At 36.1% G+C, this 16,620-nt stretch carries 12 protein-coding genes and 1 pseudogene; 2 read left to right on the top strand and 11 right to left on the bottom strand.

Annotated features, from left to right (window positions below; translation table 11 throughout):
- Positions 1 to 30: 30 nt before the first annotated feature.
- The 7 genes from MHB61_RS02545 to gltB form a co-directional block, all read right to left on the bottom strand.
- Positions 31 to 534: a metallophosphoesterase gene (locus MHB61_RS02545; protein ID WP_003130196.1), complete on the bottom strand. Its 504-nt coding sequence runs from the start codon at positions 532 to 534 to the stop codon at positions 31 to 33.
- Between the two features lie 47 nt (positions 535 to 581).
- On the bottom strand, positions 582 to 1,187 hold the full coding sequence (locus MHB61_RS02540; protein WP_003130194.1) for a nucleoside-triphosphate diphosphatase: 606 nt from the start codon (positions 1,185 to 1,187) through the stop codon (positions 582 to 584).
- Positions 1,188 to 2,003, bottom strand: a complete 816-nt coding sequence (racE, locus tag MHB61_RS02535) for a glutamate racemase (RefSeq protein WP_003130192.1) — start codon at positions 2,001 to 2,003, stop codon at positions 1,188 to 1,190.
- A gap of 154 nt (positions 2,004 to 2,157) precedes the next feature.
- Positions 2,158 to 2,397, bottom strand: a complete 240-nt coding sequence (locus MHB61_RS02530) for a YneF family protein (RefSeq protein WP_003130191.1) — start codon at positions 2,395 to 2,397, stop codon at positions 2,158 to 2,160.
- Positions 2,398 to 2,548: 151 nt separating this feature from the next.
- Entirely contained in the window at positions 2,549 to 3,808 is a 1,260-nt protein-coding gene (locus tag MHB61_RS02525) for a diaminopimelate decarboxylase (RefSeq protein WP_003130188.1), read from the bottom strand.
- A gap of 116 nt (positions 3,809 to 3,924) precedes the next feature.
- Entirely contained in the window at positions 3,925 to 5,364 is a 1,440-nt protein-coding gene (locus tag MHB61_RS02520; RefSeq protein WP_003130187.1) for a glutamate synthase subunit beta, read from the bottom strand.
- Positions 5,364 to 9,824: a glutamate synthase large subunit gene (gltB, locus tag MHB61_RS02515; protein ID WP_032398957.1), complete on the bottom strand. Its 4,461-nt coding sequence runs from the start codon at positions 9,822 to 9,824 to the stop codon at positions 5,364 to 5,366. The genes MHB61_RS02520 and gltB overlap by 1 nt, the downstream gene beginning before the upstream one ends.
- 168 nt (positions 9,825 to 9,992) lie before the next feature.
- Here gltB and MHB61_RS02510 point away from each other — a divergent pair, with 168 nt between their 5' ends.
- A complete protein-coding gene (locus MHB61_RS02510) occupies positions 9,993 to 10,604 on the top strand; it encodes a sugar O-acetyltransferase (protein WP_003130183.1) in 612 nt (203 codons plus the stop codon).
- 32 nt (positions 10,605 to 10,636) lie between these two features.
- Here the strand turns inward: MHB61_RS02510 and MHB61_RS02505 are convergent, their stop codons facing one another.
- The gene (locus MHB61_RS02505; RefSeq protein WP_003130182.1) at positions 10,637 to 11,659 is read right to left on the bottom strand and encodes a branched-chain amino acid aminotransferase; all 1,023 of its coding nucleotides are present in this window, start codon (positions 11,657 to 11,659) and stop codon (positions 10,637 to 10,639) included.
- Positions 11,660 to 11,819: 160 nt separating this feature from the next.
- On the opposite strand from MHB61_RS02505, the gene MHB61_RS02500 reads away from it, so the two are divergent.
- Positions 11,820 to 12,566 (top strand): mechanosensitive ion channel family protein, encoded by a 747-nt coding sequence (locus MHB61_RS02500; RefSeq protein WP_003130180.1) that lies wholly within the window; start codon positions 11,820 to 11,822, stop codon positions 12,564 to 12,566.
- A 112-nt stretch (positions 12,567 to 12,678) separates the two neighbouring features.
- On the opposite strand, the pseudogene MHB61_RS02495 reads toward MHB61_RS02500, so the two are convergent.
- The 3 genes and pseudogenes from MHB61_RS02495 to MHB61_RS02485 all read right to left on the bottom strand — a co-directional run bounded on the left by MHB61_RS02495 (position 12,679) and on the right by MHB61_RS02485 (position 16,584).
- A pseudogene (locus MHB61_RS02495) lies at positions 12,679 to 14,079 on the bottom strand (glutamate decarboxylase).
- Between the two features lie 19 nt (positions 14,080 to 14,098).
- Positions 14,099 to 15,610 (bottom strand): glutamate:gamma-aminobutyrate antiporter, encoded by a 1,512-nt coding sequence (gadC, locus tag MHB61_RS02490; RefSeq protein ID WP_010905871.1) that lies wholly within the window; start codon positions 15,608 to 15,610, stop codon positions 14,099 to 14,101.
- Between the two features lie 143 nt (positions 15,611 to 15,753).
- Entirely contained in the window at positions 15,754 to 16,584 is an 831-nt protein-coding gene (locus MHB61_RS02485) for an XRE/MutR family transcriptional regulator (protein ID WP_137015874.1), read from the bottom strand.
- Between the last annotated feature and the right edge of the window lie 36 nt (positions 16,585 to 16,620).

Below are 16,620 nucleotides of genomic sequence, written 5' to 3'. Positions count from 1 at the left end.
GCAAATTACTCCTTAAAGAGCTTTGTAGACTTAGAGTCTGAACTGTAGTTCCGGGATAGGTTCATGTTGCAGATTTCGATATGAAACTTTGAACTCTTCTCCTTCAATCTCAATTATAGCATACATTTTGATATCATACTTCCCTCTAGGTTGTGCAACTGAACCTGGATTTACATAAAGTATATTATTAATTTTTTGTGCTACTGGTTGATGGATATGTCCAAAAAGTGCGATATCTGCGTTCTTTTCCTCAGCAAAATAAGAATAACGGTCTAATCCTAAACCAACATAAAAAAGATGACCATGTGTAATTAATACCTTTTTTCCTTCAACTTCTTGAGTAAGAAAATCATGATATCCACTATCATAATCACAGTTCCCAGCAACAACAGTTATTCCTTGCCAAATTTCATCAGAACTAGGAAGTTCAGAATCTCCGCAATGAAAGATAGCAGTTGCTTCATTCAAATATTTTGATTTTATGGATTGAACCACATCGCGGTCATAATGTGAATCAGACATTACTACAAACATAAGCGTCCCTCTTTTACATAATTATATTTATGTTAATTTATTTAAACTTATTTGTCAAGCCACTCAGGAAGTTCAGCCATTAATTTTCTCAAGGCTTGTCCACGATGAGAGACTTGATTTTTTTCTTTTTCTGATAATTCTGCGGCTGTTCTAAAGGCATCGACCATGAAAATAGGATCATAGCCAAAACCATTTTCTCCTTTAGGAGCGAGAGCAATATAGCCATCCCAATCTGCTTCTACAACTAAACTCTCACGGCCTGGTTTTGCCGCCACAAGCGTAGTATGAAAATGTGCGCTTCTACGTTCTGGAGTAATTGCCGTTGGAGCCAGTTCGTGCAAAAGTTTTGCGATATTTTTCTCATCAGTAGGATCTGGAGCTGAGAAACGATGCGACCAAATGCCAGGCAAACCACCAAGGACATCAACACAAAGTCCTGAATCATCGCCAATAACTACTTGCCCAGTAATTTCAGCGATTTGTTCTGCTTTTAAACGAGCATTTTCTTCAAAAGTAGTTCCAGTTTCTTCAATTTCAGGAAGTTCTGGATAATCTGTTAAATCTTTGATTTCATAACCGAAATCAGCAAATAATTTCTTAAATTCTTTTGTTTTTCCTGAATTTCTTGTTGCGATTATAAGTGTTTTTTCCATTTATTTTTCCTTATTGAAATTCTCTATTTCAGTATGTTCAATCTGAAGTTGTCCGATGTTTAACCATTTTTCTGCAATTTCTCGAAATGAATTAACGCCCGCAGTAGTATAGAAACGATGCTCTAATGGTTGACGTTCTTGTCCATTTATTGAAAAATAGTTGAGCAGAACAGAGATATCTCGTACAGCTTCTGCTCCAGAATCAATCAAACGTACCTCTTTTCCCATTGTTTCTTGGATTAAGGAACGTAAGAGAGGATAGTGAGTACATCCGAGAATTAAGGTGTCTACTTTTCCAATTAGTGGAACAAGACTTTCTGATACAACTTTTCTAGCAATTTCAGATTCCATTTCATTTGATTCAACGATTGAAACAAATTTTGGACATGCTAGGCTATATACTTCTACTGCTGATGATTTACGAGCAATTGTTTTATGATATTCATCTGAACGAATAGAAGCTTGAGTGGCAATTACACCAATTTTGTTTGTTTTTGTTTTTTGAATCGCTGAGCTTGCTCCGGGTAGGATGACACCAATCACCGGTATATCTAGTTTTTCTTTTACAATTTCTAAGGCCATCGCTGTTGCTGTATTACAGGCCATTACAATCATTTTCACATCTTTTGATAGTAAAAAATTAACCATGTCCCAAGTGAACGCAATGATTTGTTCACGACTACGCGGACCATAAGGAGCTCTTCTTGTATCTCCTATGTAAACAATTTCTTCATTTGGGAGTTGTCTAAGGAGTTCGCGAGCAACAGTCAGTCCACCAACACCAGAATCTAAGAGGCCGATTGGTCGATTGTCCATTTTTCTTCTCCTTTTAAAATATCTAATTCAAATTCTCTCTTATCCAAAATCTGTATTTTTTAATATAATGGATACTTTATTTATGATGATAAAAGCAAACGCTGAGAGAGTTTAGAACTTGTGTTCTACTGCTTCGCTCAGCGTATATAATAGCTTATTTTTTGTTTGTGTCTGATTGCTTTGCAGCAGCACGAATTTGGCGAAGAACTTGTTGGACTTGAACTTCACTTGGTTTACGTCCCATAGATCCCATCATAAGACGAACAGCGTCTTCATTAAGGGGTGGGTTATCCATAAGTAATTTTTTTGTTTGGCGTTGTGAGAACCATGTTCCCAAGAAAAAACCTGCCAAAAGGCATACAACCATAAGCAAAATTGCTAAGATTAAATTCATTTTGAATCTCCTAATTTTGGCGAAACGCTTTCGCCATTGATGACATCTTATTATATCAAATTTTAGTCCTTTTGTCAGCACTTTATATTACTGACAGAAAGGATAAATGAGGCAAAAGTTACTGACGGAGCTGTCAGTAACTTTTTATTTCTCAAATTGTAAAATCAAAACCATCTAATGTTGCAAAATAATCAGCTGGCTTCTCTGCTCGACGAATTAAACGAGTCTTTCCATCTTCTTGAAGCAAAACTTCGGAACTTCTTAATTTAGCATTATATTGATAACCCATTGAGAATCCATGCGCACCAGTATCATGAATCACTAATAAATCTCCTATTTCTATTTTAGGAAAGGCTCTTTCTTTTGCAAATTTATCATTATTCTCACATAAAGAACCTGTAATATCATAAATTTCAGTCGCTTCATCTTTTTCTTTTCCAGCAACTGTGATGTGGTGATAAGCATCATAAAAGGCTGGACGCATCAAGTTAACTGCTGATGCATCAACGCCAACATATTTTCGATAAGTTTCTTTAATATGCAAAACTTTTGTAATCAAATGACCGTGTGGAGCAAGCATAAAACGTCCCAATTCGGTATAAATTTTTAGATTTTCTATTCCGTTAGCCCTCAAAACTTCATCATAAGCTTCGTGAACACCTTGTCCGATTTTTGCAATATCATTTGCCTCCTCATCAGGACGATAGTTCACACCAATTCCGCCTGATAAGTTAATGAAATCAAGGGTAATTCCAGTTTCTTCTCTAATTTCTAAAGCAAGCTTAAAGAGCTTGCTGGCAAGTTCTGGGTAATAATCATTTGTCACTGTATTTGAAGCCAAAAAACTATGCATTCCAAATTTTTTCACGCCTAATTTTTGCAAATCTTTAATTCCTTGGATGAGTTGGGCTTTTGTCATTCCGAATTTAGATTCTTCTGGATTATCCATAATTTTTGTTCCCATAGCAAAAACTCCACCGGGATTGTATCTCAAACTCATTGTTTCCGGAAAAATAAAATCTGTCAGATTTTTCAAAAATTCAATATCTTCATAGGCATCAAGATTGATTGTCGCACCCAATTGATTAGCAAATTGAAATTCTTCAGCTGGAGTATCGTTTGATGAAAACATCATCTCAGAGCCGTCAAACCCACATTTTTCGGAAAGTAACAATTCGACATAAGAGGCGCAATCAACTCCACACCCCTCTTCATGAAGAATTTTTAAAATAGCTGGTGTGGGTGTCGCTTTCACAGCAAAAAATTCTTTAAATCCTTTATTCCAAGCAAAGGCTTTGTGAAGGTCACGCGCTTTTTGACGAATTCCTTTTTCATCATAAAGATGAAATGGTGTTGGAAATTCCTTCGTGATTTGTTCTAATTGTTCTTTTGTTACAAATGGTGTCTTCATCTCTCACCTCATTTTTAGATTATTTATAAGTATAGCATATCATCAAAAGCTTGGACACAAAAAAGTTCCTGCCATTTTTACTGACAGAAACTTTTTTTTACTGACAGAATGATAAATTATGCTGTAGCGACTTTTATTAATTGTTCATCAACAATTTCGGCTGTTTTTCTTCCTTCACGGATTGCCCAAATAACCAAAGATGGACCTCGTCTGGCATCGCCTGCAACTAGAACTTTGTCATTATTTGTTCGATAGTCATCATAAATTTCTTGAACACCAAATTTATCCAGTAATCCTGTGTCAGTCCCAACAAATCCCATAGCAAGTAAGACTAAATCCGCTTCAATTACTTGTTCAGTCCCTTCTAATGCCTTGAAGTCAGGTCCAACTTTGGCTACTTTTAAACCCGTAAGTTGACCTTCAGCATTTGTTTGAAAAGCTGTTGCAGTCATTTGATAGGTTGTCAAATCAGTATTTCCCACAAATTCTGCTTCTTTTTGCCCATAACCTGCTCTCAAGGTCATTGGCCACTCAGGCCAAGGGTTGTTATCTAAACGATCAGTGGGTAAACTTGGTGTGATTTCTAATTGAGAAACCGAAGCTGCTCCTAAACGAACTGCCGTTCCGATACAATCGTTCCCTGTATCTCCACCACCAATGACTACTACTTTTTTTCCTTTTAATGATTGACTAATATTATCTTCGCCCTCTTCAAGGACAGTTTTAGTCGTTTCTGTCAGAAAATCAATGGCAAATCGAATTCCAACTGCTTCACGGCCTGAAATATTTAAATCACGTGGAATTCCTGCGCCAATCGCCAAAATAATTCTATCAAAATTTACTGACAGGTCTTCGTAACTGATTGTCTTTCCAATCTCAGTATTGGTGACAAAAGTCACACCAAGTTCTGTCATTAAATCAATTCGTTTTTGAACGACTTTTTTATCCAATTTCATATTTGGAATGCCGTACATCAATAAGCCGCCCAAACGATCTGATTTTTCAAAAACAGTAACGCTATGTCCCAATTGATTAAGACGCCAAGCAGCTGACAGACCGGCAGGTCCAGACCCAATAATCGCTATTTTATAACCTGTCGGCTCCGCAGCTTTGCCAATTTCAGCCACCCAACCTTCATCATTTCCTAAATCACCCAAGAAACGTTCATTATCTTTAATGGTTACTCCTGCACCGTTTAAGGCCTCGGCACAAGATTTTTCACAAGGAGCAGGACAGACTCTGCCAGTAAACTCTGGAAAAGGATTGGTTAAAATCAAACGTTCATAGGCTTTTCTTTGTAGTCCTCGATAAATCAAATCATTCCACTCTGGAATATGATTATCATTTGGACAACCTGAGACAGCCCGTTTGCCCCCATAAAATATCCCTTGATGGCAAAAAGGAACATCACAATGCATACAACGTGCCGCTTGTTTTTGTCGTTCTTCAGTAGATAAGGGAACTTGCAGTTCAGCAAAATCCTTTATCCGCTCCGCTAATTCACGGTAAGGATTATCATTTCTTGGATAATTTAAAAATCCATTTGGATCAGCCATTAGCTCACCTCCGTTACTTTTTTAAAGGTTGTCATCGTAAGTGCTTCGCCTGACAAGCCTGTTTTAGCCAAATCTTCTTCAACATTTTTAATATGATGATATTCTCTTGGATAAACTTTGACAAATTTTTCGCGTTCTGTTTGCCAATGTTCTAAAATGAATTTTGCTTTTTCTGAATCAGTATAATTCAAATGTTTCTTCAATAATTCTTCTAAAACTTCATCACCTGAAGTTTCATCTAAAGCATAAAGATCTACCATTTCCCGATTCACTTTATTTTCAAAATTGCCAGCGACATCATAAACATAAGCGATACCACCAGACATCCCAGCCGCAAAATTACGACCTGTTGTACCAAGAACAACAGCGATACCACCAGTCATGTATTCACAACCATGGTCACCCGTTCCTTCCACAACAAAATGTGCTCCTGAATTTCGGACACCACAGCGCTCACCTGCACGACCTCGGAAATAAGCTTCGCCACCGATAGCCCCAAAGAGCGAAACATTCCCAACAATAGAAGTATTTTCAATATCATAAGCAGCATCTAGAGGTGGTTTTACAATCAAACGGCCACCTGACAATGATTTTCCAATATAATCATTGGCTTCGCCAATCAGAGTAACCTCCATACCAGCGGTTGCGTAAGAGCCAAAGGACTGGCCAGCAACCCCTTCATATTCATAGCAAACAGAAGCATCTTTTAGACCAAAATTACCATAACGTTCAGCAATCCAACCTGCCATCCGCGCGGTCGTTGTTCGATTAATATTTTTAATCGTGCCATGAACCGTTGCTTGAGAACCATTATTAAGTGTAGCCTCCGTAAATTGGTCTAACTCTTTCCAAGCACGAGGATTAGCAAAAGGATCACTATGTCTTGTTGCAATCGGTAAGGCATGACCAAGCATACGGCTAAAGTCCAAACCTCGCATTTTAGCTGGTAAATCTTCTTTAGCTTGCAAGAGCTCGGCATGACCTACCAATTCATTGATTGTTCTAAAACCAAGTTCGGCTAAAAGTTCTCGAACTTCCTCAGCCATAAATTCCATTAAGCGTACAATGTGCTCTGGGTTTCCAGCAAAATTTGCTCTTAATCTAGGATTTTGTGTGGCAATACCTACGGGACAAGTATTTAAATGACAATTTCTTGTCATGATACATCCAATCGCAACCAAAGCTAAACTACCAAATGAATATTCTTCAGCACCTAGCATTGCAGCAATCGCAATATCTCGACCTGTGACTACTTTACCATCAGTTTCCAAAATCATTCGGTCACGTAAATTGTTCAAACTAAGCGTTTGATGTGCTTCTGCCAGTCCCATTTCCCAAGGGAGACCTGCATCTCTTATTGAGTTTCTAGGACTTGCTCCAGTTCCACCATCATAACCAGAAATAACAACTTTATCAGCTCCGGCCTTAACACATCCTGTAGCAATTGTTCCAACACCAGTCGATGAAACCAACTTAACGTTGATTTTTGCATAAGGATTAATTTTTTTCAAGTCAAAAATAAGTTGCGACAAATCTTCAATGGAATAAATATCATGATGAGGCGGTGGTGAAATTAAACTTACCCCTGGAGTTGAGTTTCGAACTTCTGCCACCCAAGGAAAAGCTTTTTTACCTGGCAATTGCCCACCTTCACCTGGTTTAGCACCTTGCGAAATTTTAATTTGAATCTCTTCGGCAGACATTAAATAAGCAGCTGACACACCAAATCGTCCAGAGGCGACTTGTTTAATTTTAGAATTATTGATTGTGCCATAACGTTTTGCATTTTCACCACCTTCACCCGAATTGGATTTTGCACCAATAGAGTTCATAGCTTGAGCAATACATTCGTGAGCCTCTTGTGACAATGATCCAAATGACATGGCCCCAATTTTGAAACGTTTAACAATTTCACGAGCTGGTTCTACTTCGCTCATCTGAATGGACTTCCGATCAGATTTGATTTTCCAAGTGTGACGTAAGCTTGTCGGCGTTTTTAGAGCAATATCATTTAGATACTGACTATATTTTTTATATTTTTCAAAATCATTTTGACGGACAGCATTTTGAATTTGGTAAATCATTTGTGGGTCATAGATATGATGTTCTCCTTCATCCGCCCGGTATTGGAAAGAACCGCCTGTTTCCAATAAATCCTGTGCCCGATGTCCATAAGCTTTCTCATATCGCAAACGATATTCGTCCTCAATTTGGGCAAGAGAAAGTCCACCAATTCTTGTACTCGTACCTGTGAAGTACTTGTCAACGACTTCTTTAGATAAACCAATTGCTTCAAAAAGTTGAGCCCCTTTATAACCGACAATTGTTGAAATTCCCATCCGACTCATGACCTTAACAATACCTTTTTCTGCCGCATGACGGAAATTTTCAAGTTGTTCAGGTGCTCCCATACCCCAGTCTGAAAGGGTTGCATATGCACCATAAGGATGAATTCCTGATACGCCATAGCCTACAAGCGCTGCAAATTGATGAACTTCGCACACCTCAGCTGTATCTACAATAATTGCAAATTTAGACGCATTATGACGTCCTAACATATAATGATAAAGTCCTGACAAAGCAAGTAAAATAGGCATCGGCACTTTATTTTCAGCAAAGTCACGGTCAGAAAGCACGATAATAGTTGTTCCTTGATTAATCAAACTTTCTGCCTTATAAAAGAGTTTGTTCAATGCATTTTCTAAAAGGTCATCCTTATCATAAAGGGTGGAAATAATTTCTGTATGATAATGTTCTTCCTTCAATGCTAAGATTTTTTCAAAGTCATCCGTTGAAAGGACTGGACTGTCTAATTTTAACTTACGGACATTTTCACCTGTGATTTTTGCTGGATTCCCATCTTCTCCCAAATAGGTTTCCGTTCCAATGACAATTTGTTCCCTAATCGCATCAATTGGCGGATTGGTCACTTGAGCAAATTGTTGTTTGAAGAAATTATAAAGTGATTGAGCTTGGTCAGATAAAACTGCCAAAGGAGCATCAAAGCCCATTGAAATTGTAGGTTCATTGGCTGATTCCGCCATTGGTAAAAGCACTGTCCGAATGACTTCGTCAGTATAACCAAATAATTTCCATAAGGTATTCATTTTTGCTGACGGAATTGGATTTGTTTTTTCACTTTCTGTCAGTGCTGACAGTTTTTTCAAACCTGCTGACAGAAATTCTTGGTAGGGATATTTATTAGCATAATAACTCTTAACTTCTTCATTACGAATAATTTTTCCTTCGTCAGTATTTACTAACAACATGTTACCAGGTCCAAGAACTGATTTTTCAATGATTTCATCGGCTGGGATATCAACCACACCAGATTCGCTTGACAGAATGATAGAATTATCCTTTGTCACAAGATAACGACTTGGTCTTAAACCATTCCGATCAAGTCTTGCCCCAACGGTTTTTCCGTCAGTAAATACTAAAGCTGCCGGTCCATCCCAAGGCGCAATATGAGCAGTTGAATATTCGTAAAAAGCTTTCAATTCTGGACTTAAGCCAGTTTGTTCTCCCCAAGCCTCAGGAATCATGGTCAGTAAACTTTCTGGAAGTTCTCGACCATTTCGATAGAAATACTCCATACAATTTTCTAATTTGGCTGAATCAGAATTTTCTTCATTGTACATTTCAATATCGTTAACTTTCATCCAGTTTTCAGCTCCGCGAAGCGTGTTAATTTCGCCATTATGTGCTAGAAAACGAAAAGGTTGAGCCCGATTCCAAGAGGGAAAAGTATTGGTAGAAAAACGGCTATGTGTTAGTGCAATATGACTTTTGAAATCTTCATCAGACAAATCAGGATAAAAGAGTTTTACTTGATACGCGTGAAGCATTCCCTTATAAACAACCGTCTGACTAGATAATGAACAAATATATAATTCCTCTTCGTCAAAACGTTTTTCAAGATTTCGTCTGATAATAAATAAATCATTTTCAAAATTAGAAATTTCGCTGACAGCTTTTTCAGATGATTTTTTCTCAATAAAAACTTGAACAAAAGACGGCATAATTCCTTGAGCCGTTGCTCCACATGCTTCAAAATTAAAAGGAACTGTGCGCGTGAATAAGACTTCATATCCTTGAGCCTTAACAGCTGCCTTAATCGCTTCTAATTCTTGATGTTTTTTATTTTCCTTACGTGATAAGAAAAATTGCCCTACGGCATAATCACCAAGTTTTGGTAGTTCTACATCATGTTCTTTTGCAATTTTACGAAAGAATTCGTCAGGCAAAGCAAGTAAAATACCTGCCCCATCTCCAGTTTCTGGTTCAGCACCCGTTCCACCACGATGATTCATCCTTGTTAACATGGTCAGCGCTCTCTCAACTAAAAGGTGACTAGCTTTCCCGTCAATTTGGGCAATGAAGCCCATTCCACAAGCATCCGATTCAAAATCAGGCTGCCAAAGTGTCGTTTTCATGGCTTGTTTAGCTTTTTTATTCATAACACAACCTCTTTTATTTTACAATTTGGTTCTTTTATTCTACTAAAATTTCGATGAAATATCAATATATTCTGACAATTATATATAAATGTAATTTTTAGTAGCTTTATCAAAAATATAAAAACCCTTACAATTGACTAAAAGAGACTAAAATTGTAAGATAAAAGAATGAATAAGAAACAATTAAAGACACTAATTAATTCAGGAAAAACATACGATGACGCCGATTTAGACTTGTCTGAATATCGTAACCATGCCCTTTTTGAAAGCCGCCGTTATAATCAAAAAATTAATAACAATGAGGGTTATCATCCAGAAATCTTAGAGAATCTTTTTGAACATTTAGGTAAAAATCCTTATATTGAATCTAATTTTCGCTGTGAATTTGGCTTCAATATAAGAATTGGCGATAATGTCCTCATTAATCATGATATGATTATTTTAGACTGTAATCAGGTCACGATTGGCAATAATGTTTACTTTGGTCCCCGCTGTGGTTTATTTGCTGCCAATCATTCGGAAGATCCAAGTTTAAGAACTGCTGGCGGGGTCTATTCAAAGCCAATTACGGTTGGGAACCAAGTCTGGTTGGGGGCAAATGTCAGCCTTCTTCCTGGTGTAAGCATTGGTGACAATAGTATTATTGGTGCAGGAAGCGTCGTTACCAAAGATATTCCAGAAAATGTGATTGCTGCTGGTAATCCTTGCCAAGTGATACGTCCAATTCGAACAGAGGATCAAGAATGGATTAAAAAAGATAAATTATTTATTTCAAAATAAAAAAGCTAAAGAGTATTCTTTAGCTTTTTAAATTAATCAACTTTAACTATCCAGCCTTCTGGTGCTTCAACATCACCAAACTGAATGCCAACCAACTCATCATATAAACGTTTAACCGTTGGTCCTACTTCTGTTTCTGAATGGAAAATGTAAGAATCTTCTCCATCGTCAATACGACCAATTGGAGAGATAATTGCCGCTGTGCCACAAGCTCCTGCTTCAACAAATTTACCTAAATCTTTGGCATAAACTTCACCCTCAATCGCTTTGAGTCCCAAACGATGTTCAGCTAAATAAAGAAGAGAATATTTAGTAATTGAAGGTAAGATTGATGGACTCAATGGTGTGATAAATTCATTATCGGCTGTAATTCCAAAGAAATTTGCTGCCCCGACTTCTTCAATTTTAGTATGTGTGCTTGGGTCAAGATAAATTGCATCTGCATAGCCTGAAGCTTTGGCACCAACTTCTGCTTGTAAAGAAGCTGCATAATTTCCTCCAACTTTGGCACCACCTGTACCAAGTGGAGCTGCCCTATCATAATCTCTTGAAATTACAAATTTTGAAGGAGCCAATCCGCCTTTAAAATAAGAACCAACCGGCATAGCAAAAACGGTGAAAATATATTCATCAGCAGGTTTCACCCCAATAACGTCACCAACCCCAATCAAAAGTGGACGGAGATAGAGCGTTGCACCCGTTCCGTAAGGAGGCACAAAATCTTCGTTTGCTTTCACCACTTGTTTAACTGCATCAATAAACATTTCAGTTGGAACTTCTGCCATGCAAAGTCGACGCGCCGTATTTTGCAAACGAGCAGCATTTTGGTCAGGACGGAAAAGTTGGATTGAACCATCCTTTGTTCGATAGGCTTTTAATCCTTCAAAACCTTGTTGACCATAATGCAAAGCAGGTGATGATTCACTAATATGAAGTTGATTATCTCCTGTTAGTTCTCCAGCACTCCATTTTCCATCTTTAAAACGAGCGATATAACGAAAAGGTAAGTTCCGATAGCTGAATCCTAAATTTTCCCAGTCTAAATTAATTGCCATAACATCCTCCAAATTTTTTTGTTATAATAGATTATATTATTTTCTGTAACATAAAACAAGAAAATATTCATGAAATTCAGTAAAAGTTCAAACAATTTTTTCAAATATAGTCAATTTCTCTATAAATGAATTTATAAAATTACTGAACAAAGGAGCAAAAATGAACTTATTAAAAACAAACTGGGAAGACTTTGGTTTATTTTTATTAGATAAAGCAATTACAATTTTATTAATTAGTATTCTTTTTTTTATTCTCTATCAAGCCGGCTCTCGTATCGTTAAACGCTTATTTAAAAATTATAGTGAGCAAAAATGGACAGATACTTCGAGAATTTTAACCCTCTCTCGACTGACAACCAGTGCCATCCATTATCTTACAGTTTTTCTTTATATCTATACTGTTCTAGGAGTCATTGGAATTCCTGTTGCAAATATCCTTGCTGGTGCTGGTATTCTCGGAGTTGCTCTAGGTTTTGCGGGGCGAGATTTAGTCGCTGATATTATCAATGGCTTCTTTATTATCGTTGAACATCAAATCAACGTTGGAGATACTGTGGCTTTTGCTGGCCTTGACATCGAAGGGGTAGTAAAAACTGTAGGAATTCGTTCAATTACAGTAATTGGCGCTGATGGCGCAACGACTTTTATTCCTAATCGAAATATTGCTGCCCTCAAAAACTACTCATACAAAGAAAGAACTGTTAATCTTGATGTGCCAGTAACAAGTGAAAATCTGATTGAAAGAAAAAATCAAATTATGGAAGTTAATGCAAATTATCCTCAACTTAAATATTTAGGAATTATCAACATTGAAGACAAACTCTTCTTAAGAACAAGTTTAACAGCCCCATTATCTAAGATTACTCCTTTAAAAATGGAGATTTTAGATAAATATTATGAAAAATAATCACTGACAAACTTATGACTAAATAGAAAAAAACAAAATTTATCATCAAAATAAAAGCGATATAGATTAACTATATCGCTTTTGATTTTTCTTAAGATGAATATCGGTTTTTTTAGTGAGTAAATCCATATGTTTTATTTTCAGGCTCTTCATGATATAGAATATGAGCCTTATTTAAAGCCTCAATTGCTTCTTGCATATCTTGAACATAGTTAAATGCCATATTCATTCCAAAATCTGCTCGAATCACTAAACGTTGAATGATTTCATTTTCCAAATTTTTGGGAAGTGGATAAGCAGGCACTTGCCATCCCTTCATTAATAAACGGTCCGCCAAATCATAAAGATTCCAACCTCGATTTGAATCTTCTTTTAATTTATAGCAGACAATTGGCAATTGTGACCCATCGTTCATAATTTCAAACATTCCAGTTTTTTCAATTTCTTTTGCTAAAAACATGGCTACTTTATGTGTTCTCTCATGAATAGCTTTATATCCATCAAATCCATAACGTACAAAATTATAATATTAACCAATTAATTGAGAGGCACTATGAGAAAAATTAATGGCCATCGTTGGTAGTTCTCCTCCAAGATAACTTACTTTAAAAATTAATTCTTCTGGTAAATATTTTTTGTCACGCCACAAAACCCAACCTACACCAGGATAAACTAAACCATATTTATGGCCTGAGGTATTGATTGAAATGACATTTTTCAAACGGAAATCCCACTCAAGTTCTGGCTCAACAAAGGGAGCATAAAGTCCTCCTGAAGCAGCATCTACGTGAATATAAACTTTATAGTCTGTCTGTTTATTATATTCTTCAATTAAATTATCCAAAGCTTTGATATCATCATAACGACCAGTATAAGTAATCCCCATAATACCAACTACACCAATCGTGTACTCATCAACATAATCCATCACCTTGTCCAAATTGATTGACATATGTTCTTTATCCATTGGCACTTCTCGCATTTCAATATCCCAATAAACACAGAATTTTTCCCAGCAAACTTGATAACCAGATGAAATAACTAAGTTTGGCTTTTTCGCATTAATATCTAATCCCAATTTTTCTGCTCGCTTGCGCCAAGAAAACTTCATGGCCATTCCACCAAGCATACAAGCTTCTGAAGAACCAATCGTTGAAGTCCCCATAAATTTTTCTTTTTCACTCGCATTCCAAAGGTCAGCGATCATGTTGACGCAACGGTTTTCAATTTCAGTTGTTCTTGGATATTCCGATTTATCAATTGCATTTTTTTCCAAGGTTTGACTCATTAGTTTGACTGCTTCAGGTTCCATATAAGTTTGACAGAATGTGGCTAAATTTAAACGAGCGTTCCCTTCATCTAACATTTCATCTTGAACTAACTGATAGGCCACTCGAGGTTCAATTGATTGTTGAGCTAATTTATATTTAGGCAAATCCACTTGTTCACTTTCTGAACCAAAAATTGGTTCCAAGAACTCTGCTTCATCGCGATTTTCTTTTCCGTATAACATATGTACATCCTCCAATTTTTTAATGTTTTAAGATATGTTCTTCTTTTTTAATAATATGATGCTCACCACGAGCTGCTGGATAAATCGCGGGGTTCACATCTCTTGCTTTAAAGTGCCTTGGTTCTTCAATAGTATCATGTCCCCTTTTATCATGCAATTCATAAACAATAAATGGCAAGATAGCAGTCACAACAAAACTTATAAGAAGTATCATTTGGTAAGTATGAGTCTCATTTTTCGCAATTGATGCTGGAGGAACAAAGGAAATAAATAGAGCAAAAATTGATAATAAAAATCCAATTCCCGCAATGATTGTTTTTCCAACTCTTTTACCTGGAACATTATAAGTGCGCTTTAAATTTTGTTTTTTATAGATTAAAACAAAGTAACCAATAAAGAATAAGAGATAACCTACCAAATAAATCACTACTGTCAGTGAAATGGCAACTAAGAAAGATAAATTATTTCCTCCTCCTCCAAAAGTTAATACAGCGCCCCAAAGTGTAACAATGATTCCTTGAATCATAACTAAAGGAACAGGGACTTCATGCGTATTTGTTTTACGTAAAAATTTTGGTAATAAGCCTCTTTGTGCTGCTGCAAACATCCCTCTAGAAGGACCAACAACCCATGAACTCACTTCTCCCATAACCCCAAAGGCAATCATTAGTGCAATTACTTTAACTAACCATCCCAAATGATGATTAAAATGTAAGATTAACGTTTGAAAAGTTTGAATTACCCCTGCACTTAATGATAAGTCTTTTTGAGGAATAACCGCTGCTACAGAAAATCCACCTATGGCATCTAAAGAAATAGCTAATATTACTAATAAAATCATTGCTAAGGGATAATTTCTCTTTGGATTTTCAAGTTCATTAATGTGCGAAGCTGAAGCTTCTACCCCCATATAAGCAAGAATAAAAGAAACAAAAACTACTAAAGTTGATACTTGTGAAAAATCTGGTACAAAAGCATGCTTATTAATTGGTATCTCTATAGGATTACCTCCGATAAAATATGCCGCAGCTAATCCAAACAAGATAATCGATGGAATCACTATCCCAACTACAAAACCAGCTTTTACCAATTTAGCAGTTCTTTGTGTCCCACCTAACTGAGAAAATGTCAATCCCCAAAAAATGATTAGTAAACCAATAAATTTAATCAATGGATCTGTATTAAGTGCCTGAAAATTTAACACATAAGAGAGGGCCCCTAAAATGAAATAGATCATAGTGACAAAGCCAACTGTAATTTGAAACCACTGAAAAAATATGGCTGCAAAACCAAAGCGCTCCCCTAAAGTTTGGCTCACCCAACTAAAAATTCCACCATTTTTCCAACCTTCAACCGTCGCCATTTCTGCTGCACAGAGCGCTACGGGCAAAAACCAGAGTAGTCCTCCGAGAAGTAAAAAGAACACCAAATGTAATTTTGACGTGGCAAAAGTTGGATACTCATAGACAGTCAAAACCATTGAAGCGGTTAATGCAAAAAAACCGAATAATGATATTTTTTTTTGATTCATCATACCTCCTTATATTTATGATTGAATTTTTTAAAAGACATGTTATATAGCCTCATACAACTCATCTTCATTTTCTAGTATATGCTCCAGAATAAAAAAAATCTCTTTTAAACTGTTGCTTTAAAGCAACAGTTTAAAAGAGACTAAATTGACTTTTTCAAATACTTTTCCATTTTTTTCTGATAGAATTCTTTTATCTTCATTCCTCCAAATTCTTCCAAAGTTTCAAGCGCATAATTTATTTTTTCTTCTCCCACTTCTGCATTTTCAAAATTAAAAATAATGATACCTCTGGCAAGATGTCTTAATACTTCAGAATATAAATCGACACCTACAGTTCGATATTTTTTAGTTATTTCTAAAATATTTTCGGCTTTTGCTCTTTCTCCATTAGCCGCATATATCGCAACGCTTTTATAGGCTATTTGCAATAGTCTCCTTCTATATTTTAAGACTCTACAGTAATTTTCACATCTTTTGTCAAAGTTAAAAAGCAACAATTCTAATTGATTGACATTGAGATAATCAGATACAAAATAGAATAAAGTTAGTTCAAAATATCCCCACTCTTCAATATTACAAAGATAAGTTTCAATTTCCTTAACTTCTATCTGACTAATAGTCCCAAGCTTCGTTTCAACGGTAATCGTCAGTAAATGATTCCCTGTTTCTTTAACCTCAGAATATAACTCTTTTATTTTATCTCGATTTTGACTAAATTCAGCTTTTTCCAATTCTAATATAAAAAATTCTTGGAAATTCGGCATATAATTATTTACTATCAATTCGTACTCAGCTAATGGCACTTGCATTTCTTCTAACATCAAATCTATGCGCTCAAAACTCATCATACACTTTCCATGTTCAAATCTAGATATATTTGAACGGTCTATTCCTAATTTACTAAAGTATGATAATCCTAAATTCTTTTGGTTTCGTAACTTTTTAAAACAATCTCCATATTTTTTATACATTCTCAACATCCCCCAAACTATTATTTTTATTGTTTT

It is taken from the genome of Lactococcus sp. FSL K6-0773 (assembly GCF_038006485.1).
Lineage (GTDB): Bacteria > Bacillota > Bacilli > Lactobacillales > Streptococcaceae > Lactococcus > Lactococcus lactis.
Note: the sequence above shows the minus strand (reverse complement) of the source record. Positions and strands in the feature narration are given on the sequence as shown.